This is a genomic window from Chryseosolibacter indicum, assembly GCF_018598585.1.
Classification (GTDB): Bacteria; Bacteroidota; Bacteroidia; order Cytophagales; family Cyclobacteriaceae; genus Chryseosolibacter; species Chryseosolibacter indicus.
Map to the genome: position 1 here is coordinate 1 of NZ_JAHESD010000056.1, position 12,560 is coordinate 12,560.

The window sequence follows — 12,560 nt, forward strand, 5'->3', positions numbered from 1 at the left end:
GTCAGGCGGAGGAGGTTTCTCTGGCGGCGGCGGAGGTTTCGGTGGAGGAGGGAGTAGTGGGTCCTGGTAAAAACTTGTTTGCCAGGTTCTAAATTATCCGGAAATTGGAATAAACACCTTGGGAATTCGGCTTTATCTAACCTATTTTTACCTCTTCAAATACCTGTTAATGAAAAAGGATAAACAAATCTTCGATCTTATTGAGAAGGAAAAACATCGTCAACAAGAAGGCATTGAACTTATTGCTTCCGAAAATTTTACCTCAATGCAGGTAATAAAAGCAATGGGAAGTGTACTTACTAATAAATATGCTGAAGGCCTTCCAGGGAAGCGCTATTATGGCGGCTGCGAGGTAGTAGATGAGATCGAACAACTAGCAATAGACAGGGCAAAGGAATTGTTTGGAGCTGAATGGGTAAATGTACAACCTCACTCCGGAGCGCAGGCTAATGCGGCAGTGATGCTTGCTTGTCTTAAGCCAGGTGACAAGATACTGGGCTTCGATCTTTCTCATGGGGGACACCTTACACATGGTTCTCCTGTAAACTTTTCCGGGAAGCTTTACCAGCCAGTTTTTTACGGTGTTGAAGAAGCAACAGGAACAATTGATTTTGACAAGGTTTTAGAAATAGCACAACGCGAGAAGCCAAAGATGATTATATGTGGCGCTTCTGCATACAGCCGTGATTGGGATTATAAAAAATTACGTGAAGCAGCAGATGCTGTTGGTGCCGTTCTTCTTGCAGATATTTCTCATCCGGCAGGTTTAATAGCGAGAGGCTTACTGAACGATCCTATGGAATATTGCCATGTAGTCACAACGACAACCCATAAAACTCTGAGAGGACCACGGGGCGGCATGATCATGGTTGGGAAGAACATAGATAACCCATTTGGATTAAAAACGCCTAAGGGTGAACTTAGAAAAATAGGATCAGTATTAGACTCTGGCGTATTTCCAGGTACTCAGGGTGGGCCACTGGAACATGTAATAGCGGCAAAGGCTGTTTCATTTCAGGAAGCTCTTTCGGATGAATATCTTGAGTACATTGTACAGGTTTCGAAAAACGCGAAAGCAATGGCTGAAGCCTTCAGACAAAAAGGTTATAAGATTATTTCAGGTGGAACAGATAATCACTTAATGCTTATCGATCTTCGGTCTAAGAAATTAACAGGTAAGCAGGCAGAAGAAGCTTTAATACAGGCCGATATTACAATTAATAAAAATATGGTTCCTTTCGATACCCAATCTCCAATGGTTACTTCTGGAATGAGAATAGGAACGCCCGCTATTACTTCAAGGAACATGAAAGAAAAGGATGTGGTGAAGGTTGTAGACCTAATAGATGAAGCACTTCAAAAGCCAGAAGACCCTAAACATCTTAAATCTGTGAAAAGAAAGGTAAACCGGTTAATGGAGAAGTTTCCGCTCTACGCATAAGTATTAGGATATAGCACTGAATTATTATAAAAATGCCTTTAGATCAGGAGCAGATTGAAGAAAAGGAAATGAGTTTTCTTGACCATCTTGAGGAATTGAGATGGCATGTTATAAGGTCCTTAGTTGCAGTTGTCGTGTTTACGATTGTTGCATTTGTAATGGCCCCCTGGATTTTCCAAAATATAATTTTTGCTCCTGCCCGTGTAGACTTCCCAACGTTTCAGGCCATGTGTAAATTCGGAAAATTGATTGGTGCGGAAGGGTTATGTGTAAGTGAAATTCCTTTCAGAATACAAAGCCGGTTTATGACAGGTCAGTTTACAATGCACATCCTCGCGTCTTTCGTTATCGGTTTCATCCTCGCCTTTCCTTATGTAGTATGGGAAATCTGGAGGTTTATAAGACCTGGTTTATATAACCGTGAAAGGAAGTACTCAAGAGGAGCAGTGGCATCAATATCTATTCTTTTTACTCTAGGTGTTTTATTCGGATATTATGTACTGGCACCGCTTATGATCTCATTTCTTGCCAACTATCAAATTAGTGATATGATTGTAAATGAGTTCGATATTACTTCATACGTGTCTACAGTGGTTGGTACCGTATTTGGCTGTGGTTTGTTATTCCAGCTTCCTGTTGTAATGTATTTCCTCACTAAAATTGGTATTGTTACTCCCACATTTTTAAGGCAGTATCGACGTCACTCTATTATTATCATATTAATAGTGGGTGCGATTGTAACACCATCGGCAGACCCATTCAGTCAGGCATTAATTTCTCTGCCGCTATATCTTTTATATGAGATAAGTATTATAATATCTGCTAACGTTATAAGAAATCAGAAAAAACAAGAAGAGGAAGAACGCTTAAAAGAACTAGCATCATGAAAAAGAAAATTGCGATAGGAGCAGACCATGCTGGCTTTGAGTACAAAGAGAAGATTAAGGCATGGTTGGAAAAGAACGGATACGAGGTAGAGGATTTTGGAACACGTAGCGTTGAATCCGCCGACTATCCGGATTTTGCACACCCAGTAGCTATTTCGGTAGAAAAAAAACAAAATGAACTCGGTGTATTAATTTGCGGAAGTGCAAACGGTGTTGCCATTACCGCAAACAAGCATCAAGGAGTACGTGCTGCAATCTGTTGGAACGAAGAACTGGCAGAACTAGCGAGACAGCATAACAACGCTAATATTGTTTGTCTCCCTGCACGATTTATAGATTATCAATTAGCAGAAAAGATAACCGACCGCTTTCTCGCAGTGGAATTTGAAGGAGGTAGACATGAAAGAAGAGTAAGTAAGATAAGTTGTTAGCAGCAATTGTTCGGTGTTCGTCAACAAATTAAAGCAGTACCCATAGCTAGTTATTTCTCGTATAAACAACTCCATCCTTAACATATCTTTTACTTAATTCAGGGATTCTGTTAAAGAAGGGCTGTAATAAATCATTCTCGTCTACGATTACCTCAGGCACGTCCTTCTTAAAAGAACGATAAACTTCTGTGACATTTTTATAATAGTCTGGCCCTTCAAATATATTCTTAGACAGGTCCCAGTTTAAGAAAGATGACGCTGGAGTGTTATTTTGGTATAAATCCATTTTAGCGCCCAATACGAAAAGACGTTTATTAATAATTGGACTATCGGCCTTCTTTACAACTAAATTAGTGTAATCGACAATAGAAGTTTTATTATATCTTGTTAAGTACGCCATTGCAACGACGCCAATTATAAGTATCCATGGTTCATTTCTGCTAATCTTCTTCTTCTAATTAATAAAAGGAAATGAGTTAGGAGAAAAGTAATAGGAGGAATAAGAACAATTAATGTTTGAGGTCTTACTTCTTTACAGAATAGAAAATAAATAAAACAGAAACCTATCCACAGAAAGATGCTTTGCAGTAATTGTGCCTGGTACTTGCTAAATCTTGCGAGCCTGTTAAGCATCACAATTGAAATGATCAAGTAAAATGCTGGTAAGCCACCGAGTATTAGAAGCTCTTTAATTGAAACAACAAATTCTTTATCGAATGAAAGGTTGGAGAGATAGTAATATTCCCAAACTTTAGGTAGGGTGTCATTGACGTAACTAATACTGATAACGAACAAGTGAGGGAGAGTAAAACCGAATATCATCAATAGTATTTTTCTCCCGTTAGTTCTGGCAAATAGAAACAGGATAATAAGCACACCAAATAAAAAAGTAATATAAGGCAGGTAGAAAAGCGTTGCTATGCTTAGAAACAAACCTAAGTTGAAGGGAGTCTCATCCCGCGGCATCCTGAATTCAATTTCTCGAAACAAGTGATCAAGCGCCAGAATCAAAAAACCGGAGCCGAGCAACTCATCTGTAAGTGCGATGTTATCAAAAGAAAAGAAAAAGAGAATGGAGAAAATTAAAGAAGGGATAAAAGTATTTTCACCAAACACTTTCTTTGTAATGAAGATTATCCCTAAAAAAACACTTTGAAGAAAGATAAGAACAAGAGCAACTACGTGTCTTCCTGTAATAGACCTGTCAAAAGCCATGTCAAGAAGTGTATGCACCCATGCTGCAAGAGGGGCTGTATTGTCCACAACTTCCGTGTACATTTTACTCCCATTATTTAATTTTTCACCTACAAGTATGCTTTTCAGCTCTGGATATGTCAAAGACGGCGGGTCCCACAGTAGTGGAAAGTAGATTATAATGATCAGAACTAGGAGTGCGACCAACCTGTAAGGGTCGTTAATGCGAAAGTAGCGAAGCAATTTATAGTTTATTTAAAGAGCTGAAAAATAGGGTAGTAATCGTAAAGTTTAAAGTGGAATTTATTGTTTTTTACTAATGTTAGTACTTCATTAGTATTTATTCTAAAATTGTAGAGATGGCAGGTACCACAAGGCAACAAAAGTTCAGCCGGTTAATTCAGAAGGAGTTGAGTGAAATATTTCAACGTGATAAAAGAGGGGTTTTGGATAACGCATTCATTACCATTACCGATGTTAAAGTTAGTGCAGATCTGGGCCTGGCGAAAATATATGTCTCCATGATGCTTACTAAGGATAAGGACAAAGTGTTGGAGAAAATAAACGTGAATAAAAAAGAGATCCGTAAGGCATTGGGCGAGAAAATTGGAAAACAAGTAAGAATAGTACCTGAGCTAGTGTTTTATATCGATGAGGTAGAAGAGACGGCAGAGCGCATTGAAAACATAATTAAGAATTTAAACATCCCGCCAGAGACAAAAGTCTAATCTCATTTATCACCCACCTTATCTTGAACCTACCTTTCTTTGTTGCCACGCGGTATTTATTTTCCAGGAAGAAGAAGAACTTCATTAATGTAATTTCATTTCTCTCCATGGTAGGTGTGGCATTTATTACAGCTGCCCTCGTAATTGTTCTTTCGGTATTTAACGGGCTTGAAGATCTTTTAAGAACGTTAAACAACTCCTTCGATCCACAAATTAAAATTCAGGCAGTAAAAGGTAAATCATTTGAAGTTACCCCTGAGCTACTCAATAAAATCAAATCTCTCAAAGGAGTTGAAATAGTTACGGAAGTAATTGAGGATTATGCTTATGTACGCTACCGTGATGCAAACCAGGTAGTGACGATAAAGGGCGTAAGTGACAATTTCATTGAACAGAAAAGAATACCGCAGGAAAATATTGTAGAAGGAGATTTAAAGCTTAGAGAAAACGGTGTTAATTATGCGATATTGGGTATAGGAGTACGGTATACCCTTTCAGTTGCGGTAAGTGATGCGATGTTTCCATTGCAGATTTACTACATAAAGAACTCAAAGGCTTCAGCGGGTGTTGATCCTTCAAAACTTTATGCCCACCAAAACATTCTACCAGGTGGAGTCTTTTCCATCGTACAAAATTTTGATGAAAATTATGTCATAGTGCCTCTGCAGTTTGCAGTGGATCTACTAAACTATGGCAACAGGAGAACATCTTTGGAGCTGAAATTAAAGAAAAACGTAAATGAAAAGCGGGCAGAAGAGCGGATACAAGCTGCGGTTGGAGATGATTTAATGGTTCTAAATCATGAAGAACAGCACAAAGATCTTTACAAGCTTTTAAAGATGGAGAAGCTCTTTGCTTTTCTTGCGCTCACTTTATTGCTAATAATAGGTTCAATCAATATTTTCTTTAGTTTGATGATGCTCGCACTCGATAAGAAGAAAGATATTTCAATACTTTCATCTGTTGGTGCAACGCCGCAGCTAGTTCGGAACATTTTCCTTGCGGAAGGTTCTTTGATTGCGTTTTGTGGTGCTATTCTTGGATTGATTTTTGGGGGAGCTTTTTGCTGGCTTCAAATGAACTATGGTATAATTTCTATGGGCATGGAAACTTCAGTGACACAGGGCTACCCTATTAAAGTAAGAGCTATAGATTTTGTCGCTACGCTGTTCGTAGTATCTGTTATTACTTTTTGTATATCTATAAGGCCCGCTATTTTAGCCTCGAGGCTTGTTCATAAAAAAGAACTGCTAGGTAAGCAGTGACATAAGATTGAGTTTAGACTTAACTAATACTACGTAGTTTTATTTGTTAAAAGCGCCTTCCTTTTGCACTAACACATTTTTTAAGCTCTGATCTTATAGAGATAAGGAACCTCTGTGATCCGCTATCAGTGTAATAAAAAAACCTGGAGAAAGTCTCCAGGTAAAATTGTTAACTCGTTAAGAACGCGCTGTAATGGGCAATGAGATAGCAGCTACATTAAGCTCTTCCACTTCTGACTCTGCTTTTAAATTTTTTTAATTGCATTCTTAAGGCATCAGCTGCAAGATCTGTAGCAGCCTCAAATGATCTTGCCTTTTCTATAGCGAACAACTGGGTGCCTGGTACTTTTACCTTTATCTCAACAGTTTTATTTTCTACACCTTCATTGTTAAGTTTCAAAAATACTTCACCATCCACTAATCGGTCGTAAAACGTCTCGAGCTTATCTAATTTCTTTTGAATAAAACTAATAAGCTTAATGTCTGCATCGAAATGGATAGAATGTACTTGCAGTTTCATAGAAATTGAATTTTTAAAGGTTGAACATAAAACTTCTGGTTTAAACCCACCAGACAGGCAATGAGTACAAATATTACATCACATATATATTTAAGCTTTAGGATGGGCTTTATCAAAAGCTTGTTTAAGTTTCTCCATAGTGTTATGAGTATAAACCTGGGTAGCTGCTAAACTTGTATGACCAAGAAGGTCTTTAACTGCGTTTATTTCAGCACCTCGATTTAGTAAATGGGTTGCATATGTGTGCCGAAGCACATGAGGACTTTTCTTTTCAGAGTTCGTTATAGCCAGGTATTTTTTGACTATATTTTGAACTAGCCTAGCACTGCAAGTATCACCACTGCTAGTTACCAGAAACTGCCCATGTTCTTTTTTTTCAACTTCTCTGTTTCGTGCGCTTTTATATTCTTCAATAATGGAAATTAAAGAGGAAGAGACGGGTACTACTCTTTCCTTGTTCCGTTTCCCGAGAACTCTAATGGTTTGATTTCTCAAATCGATCTTAGAATCTTCTAAGCCAATCAATTCTGAAAGCCTTATGCCGGTTCCATATAACAATTCAAGAATCATCCTGTCCCGGCATCCATTAAAGCTGGTATCAAAAGAAATTTGATCAAGTACTTTAACCATATCATTTTCCTTGATAAATACCGGAAGTCTTTTTTTTGTTTTAAGAACCCGTATTTTCATCATTGGATCTTTACCAATTACCTCCTGCCTCCTCAGGTATTTGTAGAAGGTACGTAAGCATGCTATTTTTCGATTCACTGATGGCGGCTCAAGTCCGGATTCCGTCAAGCTTATTAACCAGGCGCGAATTAAAGGATGCTCTGCATTCTCGGGTTCAGATAAAGAAAAGGTTGTAGAAAGAAAAGTTGCAAATTGATTGAGGTCGTTCTGATAGGCAAGCACCGTATTAGAGCTGGCACGTTTTTCAAACCTTAGATGTTTTATAAAGGATTCTATCATTCCCTACCCGTCAAACAAGGTATACCAATTTAAAAAAAAATCTCTTCAGTTTATCAACCAAAGAGATTTTGTGGATAGAATGTGCATAAAAATTCAGATAAAAGCTAATGGCTCTACCCAAAGTACACAAGTACGTATAATTAGATGTTCTCTAAGTTTCTTTGCTTCTCTCTGTAAGCGGCTCTGATAATTTCGTTTCTGCGACTTACTGATGGTTTTTCATAAGCCGTTCTTGCACGCAATTCCTTCAAAACACCAGTTTTTTCAAACTTCTTCTTAAAACGCTTTAATGCTTTGTCTATCGACTCGTTTTCTTTAACATTAACGATGATCATATTCTTAATTTAGGGTTGCAAATGTAACTACTATTAATTATTTGTACAACCTTATTTTAGGATTGCTCTCGATATAACTAATTTTTGGATCTCAGAAGTTCCCTCGCCTATTGTACATAATTTAGCATCCCGATAGTACTTTTCAGCTGGAAAGTCTTTGGTGTACCCATAGCCACCAAATATTTGAACAGCTTCATTAGCGATATCCACGGCTGTTTCGGAAGCGTAAAGTTTTGCCATAGCTGACTCCTTATTTACTTCCTTCCCGGCATTTTTTAACTCACCTGCTCTATAAGTCAATAATTTAGCAGCTTCTATTTTAGTAGCCATATCTGCAAGCTTAAATGCAATACCTTGAAATTTAGAGATTGCTTGATTAAACTGGTGACGTTCCTTTGAATATTGTAATGCTGCTTCATAAGCTCCTTCAGCAATTCCCACACTTAATGCCGCTATGGAAATTCTTCCACCATCCAATATTTTTAATGATTGGATGAACCCTTCTCCTTCTTTTCCAAGCATCTGTGACTTATGAATTTTGCAGTCTGTGAAAATAAGTTCTGCAGTTTCGGAAGCACGCATTCCTAATTTGTTCTCTTTCTTGCCAGAGGTAAAACCAGGAGTACCTTTTTCTATAATAAAAGCCGACATTCCGTGAGAATCGCCTACTGCTCCTGTTCGGGCAATAACTACTGCTACGTTACCTGATTTGCCATGAGTAATAAAATTTTTAGCGCCATTTAAGATAAAATAGTCTCCATCTTTTACAGCTACTGTGCGCATGTTGCCGGCGTCAGAACCTGTATTGGGTTCGGTTAAGCCCCATGCGCCGATCCATTGGCCTGAAGCAAGTTTGGGTAAATATTTTCGCTTTTGTTCCTCATTCCCAAAATGGAGGATATGATTGGTACAAAGCGAATTATGTGCAGCCATCGACAACCCAATCGATCCATCGATTTTTGACAGTTCAATAATCGCAGTAATATACTCCTCATATCCAAAGCCAGCCCCACCATATTCTTCTGGTACAAGAACTCCCATTAGACCCAGAGAACCCATTTCGTTGAACAATTCTACAGGAAAAATCTGCTTTTCATCCCATTCCATTATAAACGGTTTAATCTCACGGCTTCCAAAGTCGCGCACCATCTGAGCAATCATTTTTTGATTCTCAGAGCTATCAAAGCTCAAAGCTGAGGGTCTTTCAACGAGCATTTCCATAAATAGTAAGTGATTTTTATTAAGGATAATAAAGATAGAACTAATTTCATTCCACGCCAAACGATTGTTAGTTTGTAATAGTTGGAATAGTTTTTTATTGCCGGTGGTACTACTACTTCTCAAACCACTTAAAACAATTATTTTTACCAATTCAAATTAATCTACATAGAACATGAAAATCGCTGTCGTAGGGACTGGTTACGTTGGTCTTGTAACAGGAACTTGCTTTGCAGAAACAGGAAATACAGTAACCTGTATTGATATTGACCAGGAGAAAGTAAAAAAACTGAAAAATGGCAAAATAACTATCTACGAACCCGGCCTTGAACAACTTTTCGAAAGAAACATTAAACAAGATCGACTATTCTTTACAACAAGTCTTGCTGAAGGAATTCAGGATGCGAAGGTTATCTTTTTAGCACTTCCTACACCACCGGGAGAGGACGGTTCTGCCGATTTAAAATACATATTGAAAGTAGCAGATGATTTGGGACCATTACTTTCTGAGTATACTGTTATTGTTGATAAGAGTACAGTACCTGTGGGCACGGCAGATAAGGTAAGGGAAAGAATTAGCAAAGGTGCCAAAGTTGATTTTGATGTTGTATCAAATCCGGAATTTTTAAGAGAAGGTGTTGCAGTAGAAGATTTTATGAAGCCTGAAAGGGTAGTAATAGGAACTACTTCAACCCGTGCTCATAAAATCATGGAAACATTGTATGCCCCCTTTGTACGTCAGGGAAATCCGCTGGTGTTTATGGATGAGCGTTCAGCAGAATTGACGAAGTACGCTGCGAACTCATTCCTTGCTACTAAAATCACCTTTATGAATGAGATAGCAAATCTTTGTGAGTTGCTAGGAGCAGACGTTGATGCTGTAAGAAAAGGAATGGGTACTGATAGCAGGATCGGAAAGAGATTTCTATTTCCAGGAATTGGGTACGGTGGAAGTTGCTTTCCAAAAGATGTGCAGGCATTGGCAAAATCAGCAAAAGATACAGCTTACGATTTCAAAATATTAAAAGCTGTTATGGATGTTAATACCTATCAGAAAACCAAACTCATTCCAAAGATTAAGGAATTCTTTGGAGGTAATTTGAAAGGTAAAACAATTGCCATGTGGGGACTGGCGTTCAAGCCACATACTGATGATATTCGTGAAGCGCCGTCTTTGTATAACATAGAAGCCCTATTACAGGAAGGAGTAAACATACGTGCACATGATCCTGAAGGAATGGAGAACGTAAGACGAATAGTTGGAGACAAAATTCAATACTTCAATAACCCTTACGAAGCAGCGGAAGGAGCCGATGCTGTATTTATAGCTACCGAATGGCCTGAATTCCGTACTCCTGATTTCGAGAAGTTGAATTCAATACTCAAGTCAAAAGTAATTTTTGATGGTAGAAATGTTTATGAACTCGATGTAATGAAAGAACAAGGATATACATACTTCAGCATAGGAAGAGAAGCTGTGAATGTTCCTAAGGAGGTGATACATGGTTAAGGAAAGGGTATTGATAACAGGAGGTGCTGGATTTATCGGTTCTCATCTTTGTGATAGGTTTTTAAGGGAAGGCTTCCAGGTTGTAGCAATGGATAACCTGATCACAGGCGATTTGAGAAACATCGAGCACTTATTCAAGCATCCTGATTTTGAATTTTACAATCATGATGTCTCTACTTTTGTTCATGTTCCTGGTGATCTGAAATACATTCTTCATTTTGCCTCACCAGCGAGTCCCATTGATTATTTAAAAATCCCTATCCAAACGCTAAAGGTTGGGTCGCTTGGCACTCATAATCTTCTTGGTTTGGCGAGGGCTAAAAGGGCGAGAATTCTTGTAGCATCTACTTCTGAAGTATATGGAGATCCGCTTGTACATCCGCAGATGGAAGAATATTACGGTAACGTAAATCCTATTGGTCCAAGGGGTGTTTATGATGAAGCTAAGCGTTTTCAGGAAGCCATGACAATGGCTTATCACACCTACCATAATGTAGAGACAAGAATTGTACGCATCTTCAATACATACGGTCCGAGAATGCGTTTGAACGACGGGAGAGTATTACCAGCATTTATAGGGCAGGCCTTGCGTGGTGAAGATCTAACTGTTTTTGGTGACGGTTCTCAAACGCGTTCTTTCTGTTATATCGATGATCAGGTTGAGGGCATTTTCAGATTGCTGATGTCTGATTACGCATTACCTGTAAACATTGGTAACCCTGACGAAATAACTATCTGGGAATTTGCTGAAGAAATTGTGAAACTTACAGGTACGTCTCAAAAGATTATTTGTAAGCCGCTTCCCAAGGATGATCCTAAACAACGAAGACCTGATATTTCCAAAGCAAAGAGCTTGCTGGGATGGGAGCCTAAAGTTTCTCGTTCAGAAGGTCTTAAAATCACATATGAGTATTTTAAATCTTTGCCCCAAGATGTTTTATATACTCGCGAACACAAGAATTTTGACAAATACGTTAGATAGAACGTAAAATTAAGTATGACTAAAAGACAAATACTAATAACAGGTGGGGCAGGATTTATCGGCTCTCACGTAGTTAGACTTTTTGTAAACAAGTACCCTGACTATAAAATTGTAAATCTTGATAAGTTGACCTATGCGGGTAACTTAGAAAATTTAAGAGACGTTGAAAATCAACCAAACTACATTTTTCAGAAAGGTGATATTCTTGATCAGGATTTGCTTGCTGATATCTTTAAGACGCATCAGATAGATGGGGTAGTTCATCTTGCCGCAGAATCTCATGTTGATCGCTCTTTAGAAAATCCAGCTGAATTTGCATACACGAATATCATAGGAACATTAAATCTTTTAAAAACTGCTCATACTTTCTGGAAGAGCAATTTTGAAGGCAAAATGTTTTATCATATTTCTACAGATGAGGTTTATGGTTCAGCACATGATGGAAGTTTCTTCACTGAAGAAACTCACATCGATCCTCAATCTCCATATTCAGCTTCAAAGGCCAGCAGCGACCATTTTGTCACAGCATTTAATAACAGCTATGGACTGCCAACGTTGATAAGCAGATGCTCGAATAATTACGGACCTTTTCATTTCCCTGAAAAGCTCATTCCATTAATGATTAATAACATCATTAATAACAAACCCCTTCCGGTCTATGGTAAAGGTGAAAATATTCGAGACTGGCTTTTTGTTGTAGATCATGCAAGAGCAATAGATTCAATCTTTCATGGTGGAAAAGCCGGACAAGTTTATAACATTGGAGGTAATAACGAATGGAAGAATATTGACCTGGTGAAGCTGCTTTGTTCTATCATGGACAAAAAATTAAATCGTTCAGAAGGAACATCAGAGAGACTTATCACATACGTAAAAGATAGACCTGGTCATGATTTAAGGTATGCAATAGATGCTTCAAAACTTAAGCGTGAGCTAGGTTGGACACCTTCGGTGACCTTTGAGGTAGGACTTGAAAAAACAGTTGATTGGTACTTAGCAAATCAAGACTGGCTTAAGAATGTAACGTCCGGCAACTACATGAATTATTATGAAAAAATGTACACCGGAAGATAACTCCCA

At 38.3% G+C, this 12,560-nt stretch carries 14 protein-coding genes; 8 read left to right on the forward strand and 6 right to left on the reverse strand.

Annotated elements, in window-relative coordinates:
• The first annotated feature begins 169 nt into the window (after positions 1-169).
• From glyA to rpiB, 3 genes are read left to right on the forward strand one after another with little or no spacing between them, the layout of a single operon-like run.
• Complete coding sequence (gene glyA, locus KK060_RS19160) at positions 170-1,441, forward strand: serine hydroxymethyltransferase (protein ID WP_254155387.1); 1,272 nt, start codon at positions 170-172, stop codon at positions 1,439-1,441.
• Positions 1,442-1,473: 32 nt separating this feature from the next.
• On the forward strand, positions 1,474-2,328 hold the full coding sequence (tatC, locus tag KK060_RS19165; RefSeq protein WP_254155388.1) for a twin-arginine translocase subunit TatC: 855 nt from the start codon (positions 1,474-1,476) through the stop codon (positions 2,326-2,328).
• Positions 2,325-2,759, forward strand: coding sequence for a ribose 5-phosphate isomerase B (rpiB, locus tag KK060_RS19170; RefSeq protein ID WP_254155389.1), 435 nt, complete (start codon positions 2,325-2,327; stop codon positions 2,757-2,759). The genes tatC and rpiB overlap by 4 nt, the downstream gene beginning before the upstream one ends.
• A gap of 46 nt (positions 2,760-2,805) precedes the next feature.
• Here the strand turns inward: rpiB and KK060_RS19175 are convergent, their stop codons facing one another.
• Entirely contained in the window at positions 2,806-3,159 is a 354-nt protein-coding gene (locus tag KK060_RS19175) for a hypothetical protein (RefSeq protein ID WP_254155390.1), read from the reverse strand.
• A 14-nt stretch (positions 3,160-3,173) separates the two neighbouring features.
• Entirely contained in the window at positions 3,174-4,037 is an 864-nt protein-coding gene (locus KK060_RS19180) for a DUF6427 family protein (protein ID WP_254155391.1), read from the reverse strand.
• A 275-nt stretch (positions 4,038-4,312) separates the two neighbouring features.
• Here KK060_RS19180 and rbfA point away from each other — a divergent pair, with 275 nt between their 5' ends.
• Positions 4,313-4,681 carry a 30S ribosome-binding factor RbfA gene (gene rbfA / locus KK060_RS19185; RefSeq protein WP_254155392.1) on the forward strand — a complete coding sequence of 123 codons (369 nt, stop codon included), beginning with the start codon at positions 4,313-4,315 and terminating at the stop codon, positions 4,679-4,681.
• Between the two features lie 23 nt (positions 4,682-4,704).
• Entirely contained in the window at positions 4,705-5,946 is a 1,242-nt protein-coding gene (locus KK060_RS19190) for an FtsX-like permease family protein (protein ID WP_254155393.1), read from the forward strand.
• A gap of 217 nt (positions 5,947-6,163) precedes the next feature.
• Here KK060_RS19190 and hpf read toward each other — a convergent pair whose 3' ends face one another.
• The 4 genes from hpf to KK060_RS19210 form a co-directional block, all read right to left on the reverse strand.
• A complete protein-coding gene (gene hpf / locus KK060_RS19195; protein ID WP_254155394.1) occupies positions 6,164-6,466 on the reverse strand; it encodes a ribosome hibernation-promoting factor, HPF/YfiA family in 303 nt (100 codons plus the stop codon).
• A gap of 90 nt (positions 6,467-6,556) precedes the next feature.
• Positions 6,557-7,435 (reverse strand): phage lytic cycle repressor MrpR family protein, encoded by an 879-nt coding sequence (locus tag KK060_RS19200; RefSeq protein WP_254155395.1) that lies wholly within the window; start codon positions 7,433-7,435, stop codon positions 6,557-6,559.
• A 140-nt stretch (positions 7,436-7,575) separates the two neighbouring features.
• The gene (gene rpsU, locus KK060_RS19205) at positions 7,576-7,770 is read right to left on the reverse strand and encodes a 30S ribosomal protein S21 (protein ID WP_254155396.1); all 195 of its coding nucleotides are present in this window, start codon (positions 7,768-7,770) and stop codon (positions 7,576-7,578) included.
• A gap of 51 nt (positions 7,771-7,821) precedes the next feature.
• Positions 7,822-8,991 carry an acyl-CoA dehydrogenase family protein gene (locus KK060_RS19210; protein WP_302180127.1) on the reverse strand — a complete coding sequence of 390 codons (1,170 nt, stop codon included), beginning with the start codon at positions 8,989-8,991 and terminating at the stop codon, positions 7,822-7,824.
• A 172-nt stretch (positions 8,992-9,163) separates the two neighbouring features.
• On the opposite strand from KK060_RS19210, the gene KK060_RS19215 reads away from it, so the two are divergent.
• From KK060_RS19215 to rfbB, 3 genes are read left to right on the forward strand one after another with little or no spacing between them, the layout of a single operon-like run.
• A complete protein-coding gene (locus tag KK060_RS19215) occupies positions 9,164-10,498 on the forward strand; it encodes a UDP-glucose dehydrogenase family protein (RefSeq protein WP_254155397.1) in 1,335 nt (444 codons plus the stop codon).
• On the forward strand, positions 10,491-11,480 hold the full coding sequence (locus KK060_RS19220; protein ID WP_254155398.1) for a UDP-glucuronic acid decarboxylase family protein: 990 nt from the start codon (positions 10,491-10,493) through the stop codon (positions 11,478-11,480). The genes KK060_RS19215 and KK060_RS19220 overlap by 8 nt, the downstream gene beginning before the upstream one ends.
• A gap of 15 nt (positions 11,481-11,495) precedes the next feature.
• Positions 11,496-12,554, forward strand: a complete 1,059-nt coding sequence (gene rfbB / locus KK060_RS19225; RefSeq protein WP_254155399.1) for a dTDP-glucose 4,6-dehydratase — start codon at positions 11,496-11,498, stop codon at positions 12,552-12,554.
• Positions 12,555-12,560: the final 6 nt, after the last annotated feature.

Excerpts from the sequence above, each read along its gene's own strand:
- glyA (WP_254155387.1), top strand. The coding sequence starts at position 170 with ATGAAAAAGGATAAACAAATCTTCGATCTTATTGAGAAGGAAAAACAT.
- tatC (WP_254155388.1), top strand. The coding sequence starts at position 1,474 with ATGCCTTTAGATCAGGAGCAGATTGAAGAAAAGGAAATGAGTTTTCTT.
- rpiB (WP_254155389.1), top strand. The coding sequence starts at position 2,325 with ATGAAAAAGAAAATTGCGATAGGAGCAGACCATGCTGGCTTTGAGTAC.
- KK060_RS19175 (WP_254155390.1), bottom strand. The coding sequence starts at position 3,159 with ATGGCGTACTTAACAAGATATAATAAAACTTCTATTGTCGATTACACT.
- KK060_RS19180 (WP_254155391.1), bottom strand. The coding sequence starts at position 4,037 with ATGTACACGGAAGTTGTGGACAATACAGCCCCTCTTGCAGCATGGGTG.
- rbfA (WP_254155392.1), top strand. The coding sequence starts at position 4,313 with ATGGCAGGTACCACAAGGCAACAAAAGTTCAGCCGGTTAATTCAGAAG.
- hpf (WP_254155394.1), bottom strand. The coding sequence starts at position 6,466 with ATGAAACTGCAAGTACATTCTATCCATTTCGATGCAGACATTAAGCTT.
- KK060_RS19200 (WP_254155395.1), bottom strand. The coding sequence starts at position 7,435 with ATGATAGAATCCTTTATAAAACATCTAAGGTTTGAAAAACGTGCCAGC.
- rpsU (WP_254155396.1), bottom strand. The coding sequence starts at position 7,770 with ATGATCATCGTTAATGTTAAAGAAAACGAGTCGATAGACAAAGCATTA.
- KK060_RS19210 (WP_302180127.1), bottom strand. The coding sequence starts at position 8,991 with ATGGAAATGCTCGTTGAAAGACCCTCAGCTTTGAGCTTTGATAGCTCT.
- KK060_RS19215 (WP_254155397.1), top strand. The coding sequence starts at position 9,164 with ATGAAAATCGCTGTCGTAGGGACTGGTTACGTTGGTCTTGTAACAGGA.
- KK060_RS19220 (WP_254155398.1), top strand. The coding sequence starts at position 10,491 with ATGGTTAAGGAAAGGGTATTGATAACAGGAGGTGCTGGATTTATCGGT.
- rfbB (WP_254155399.1), top strand. The coding sequence starts at position 11,496 with ATGACTAAAAGACAAATACTAATAACAGGTGGGGCAGGATTTATCGGC.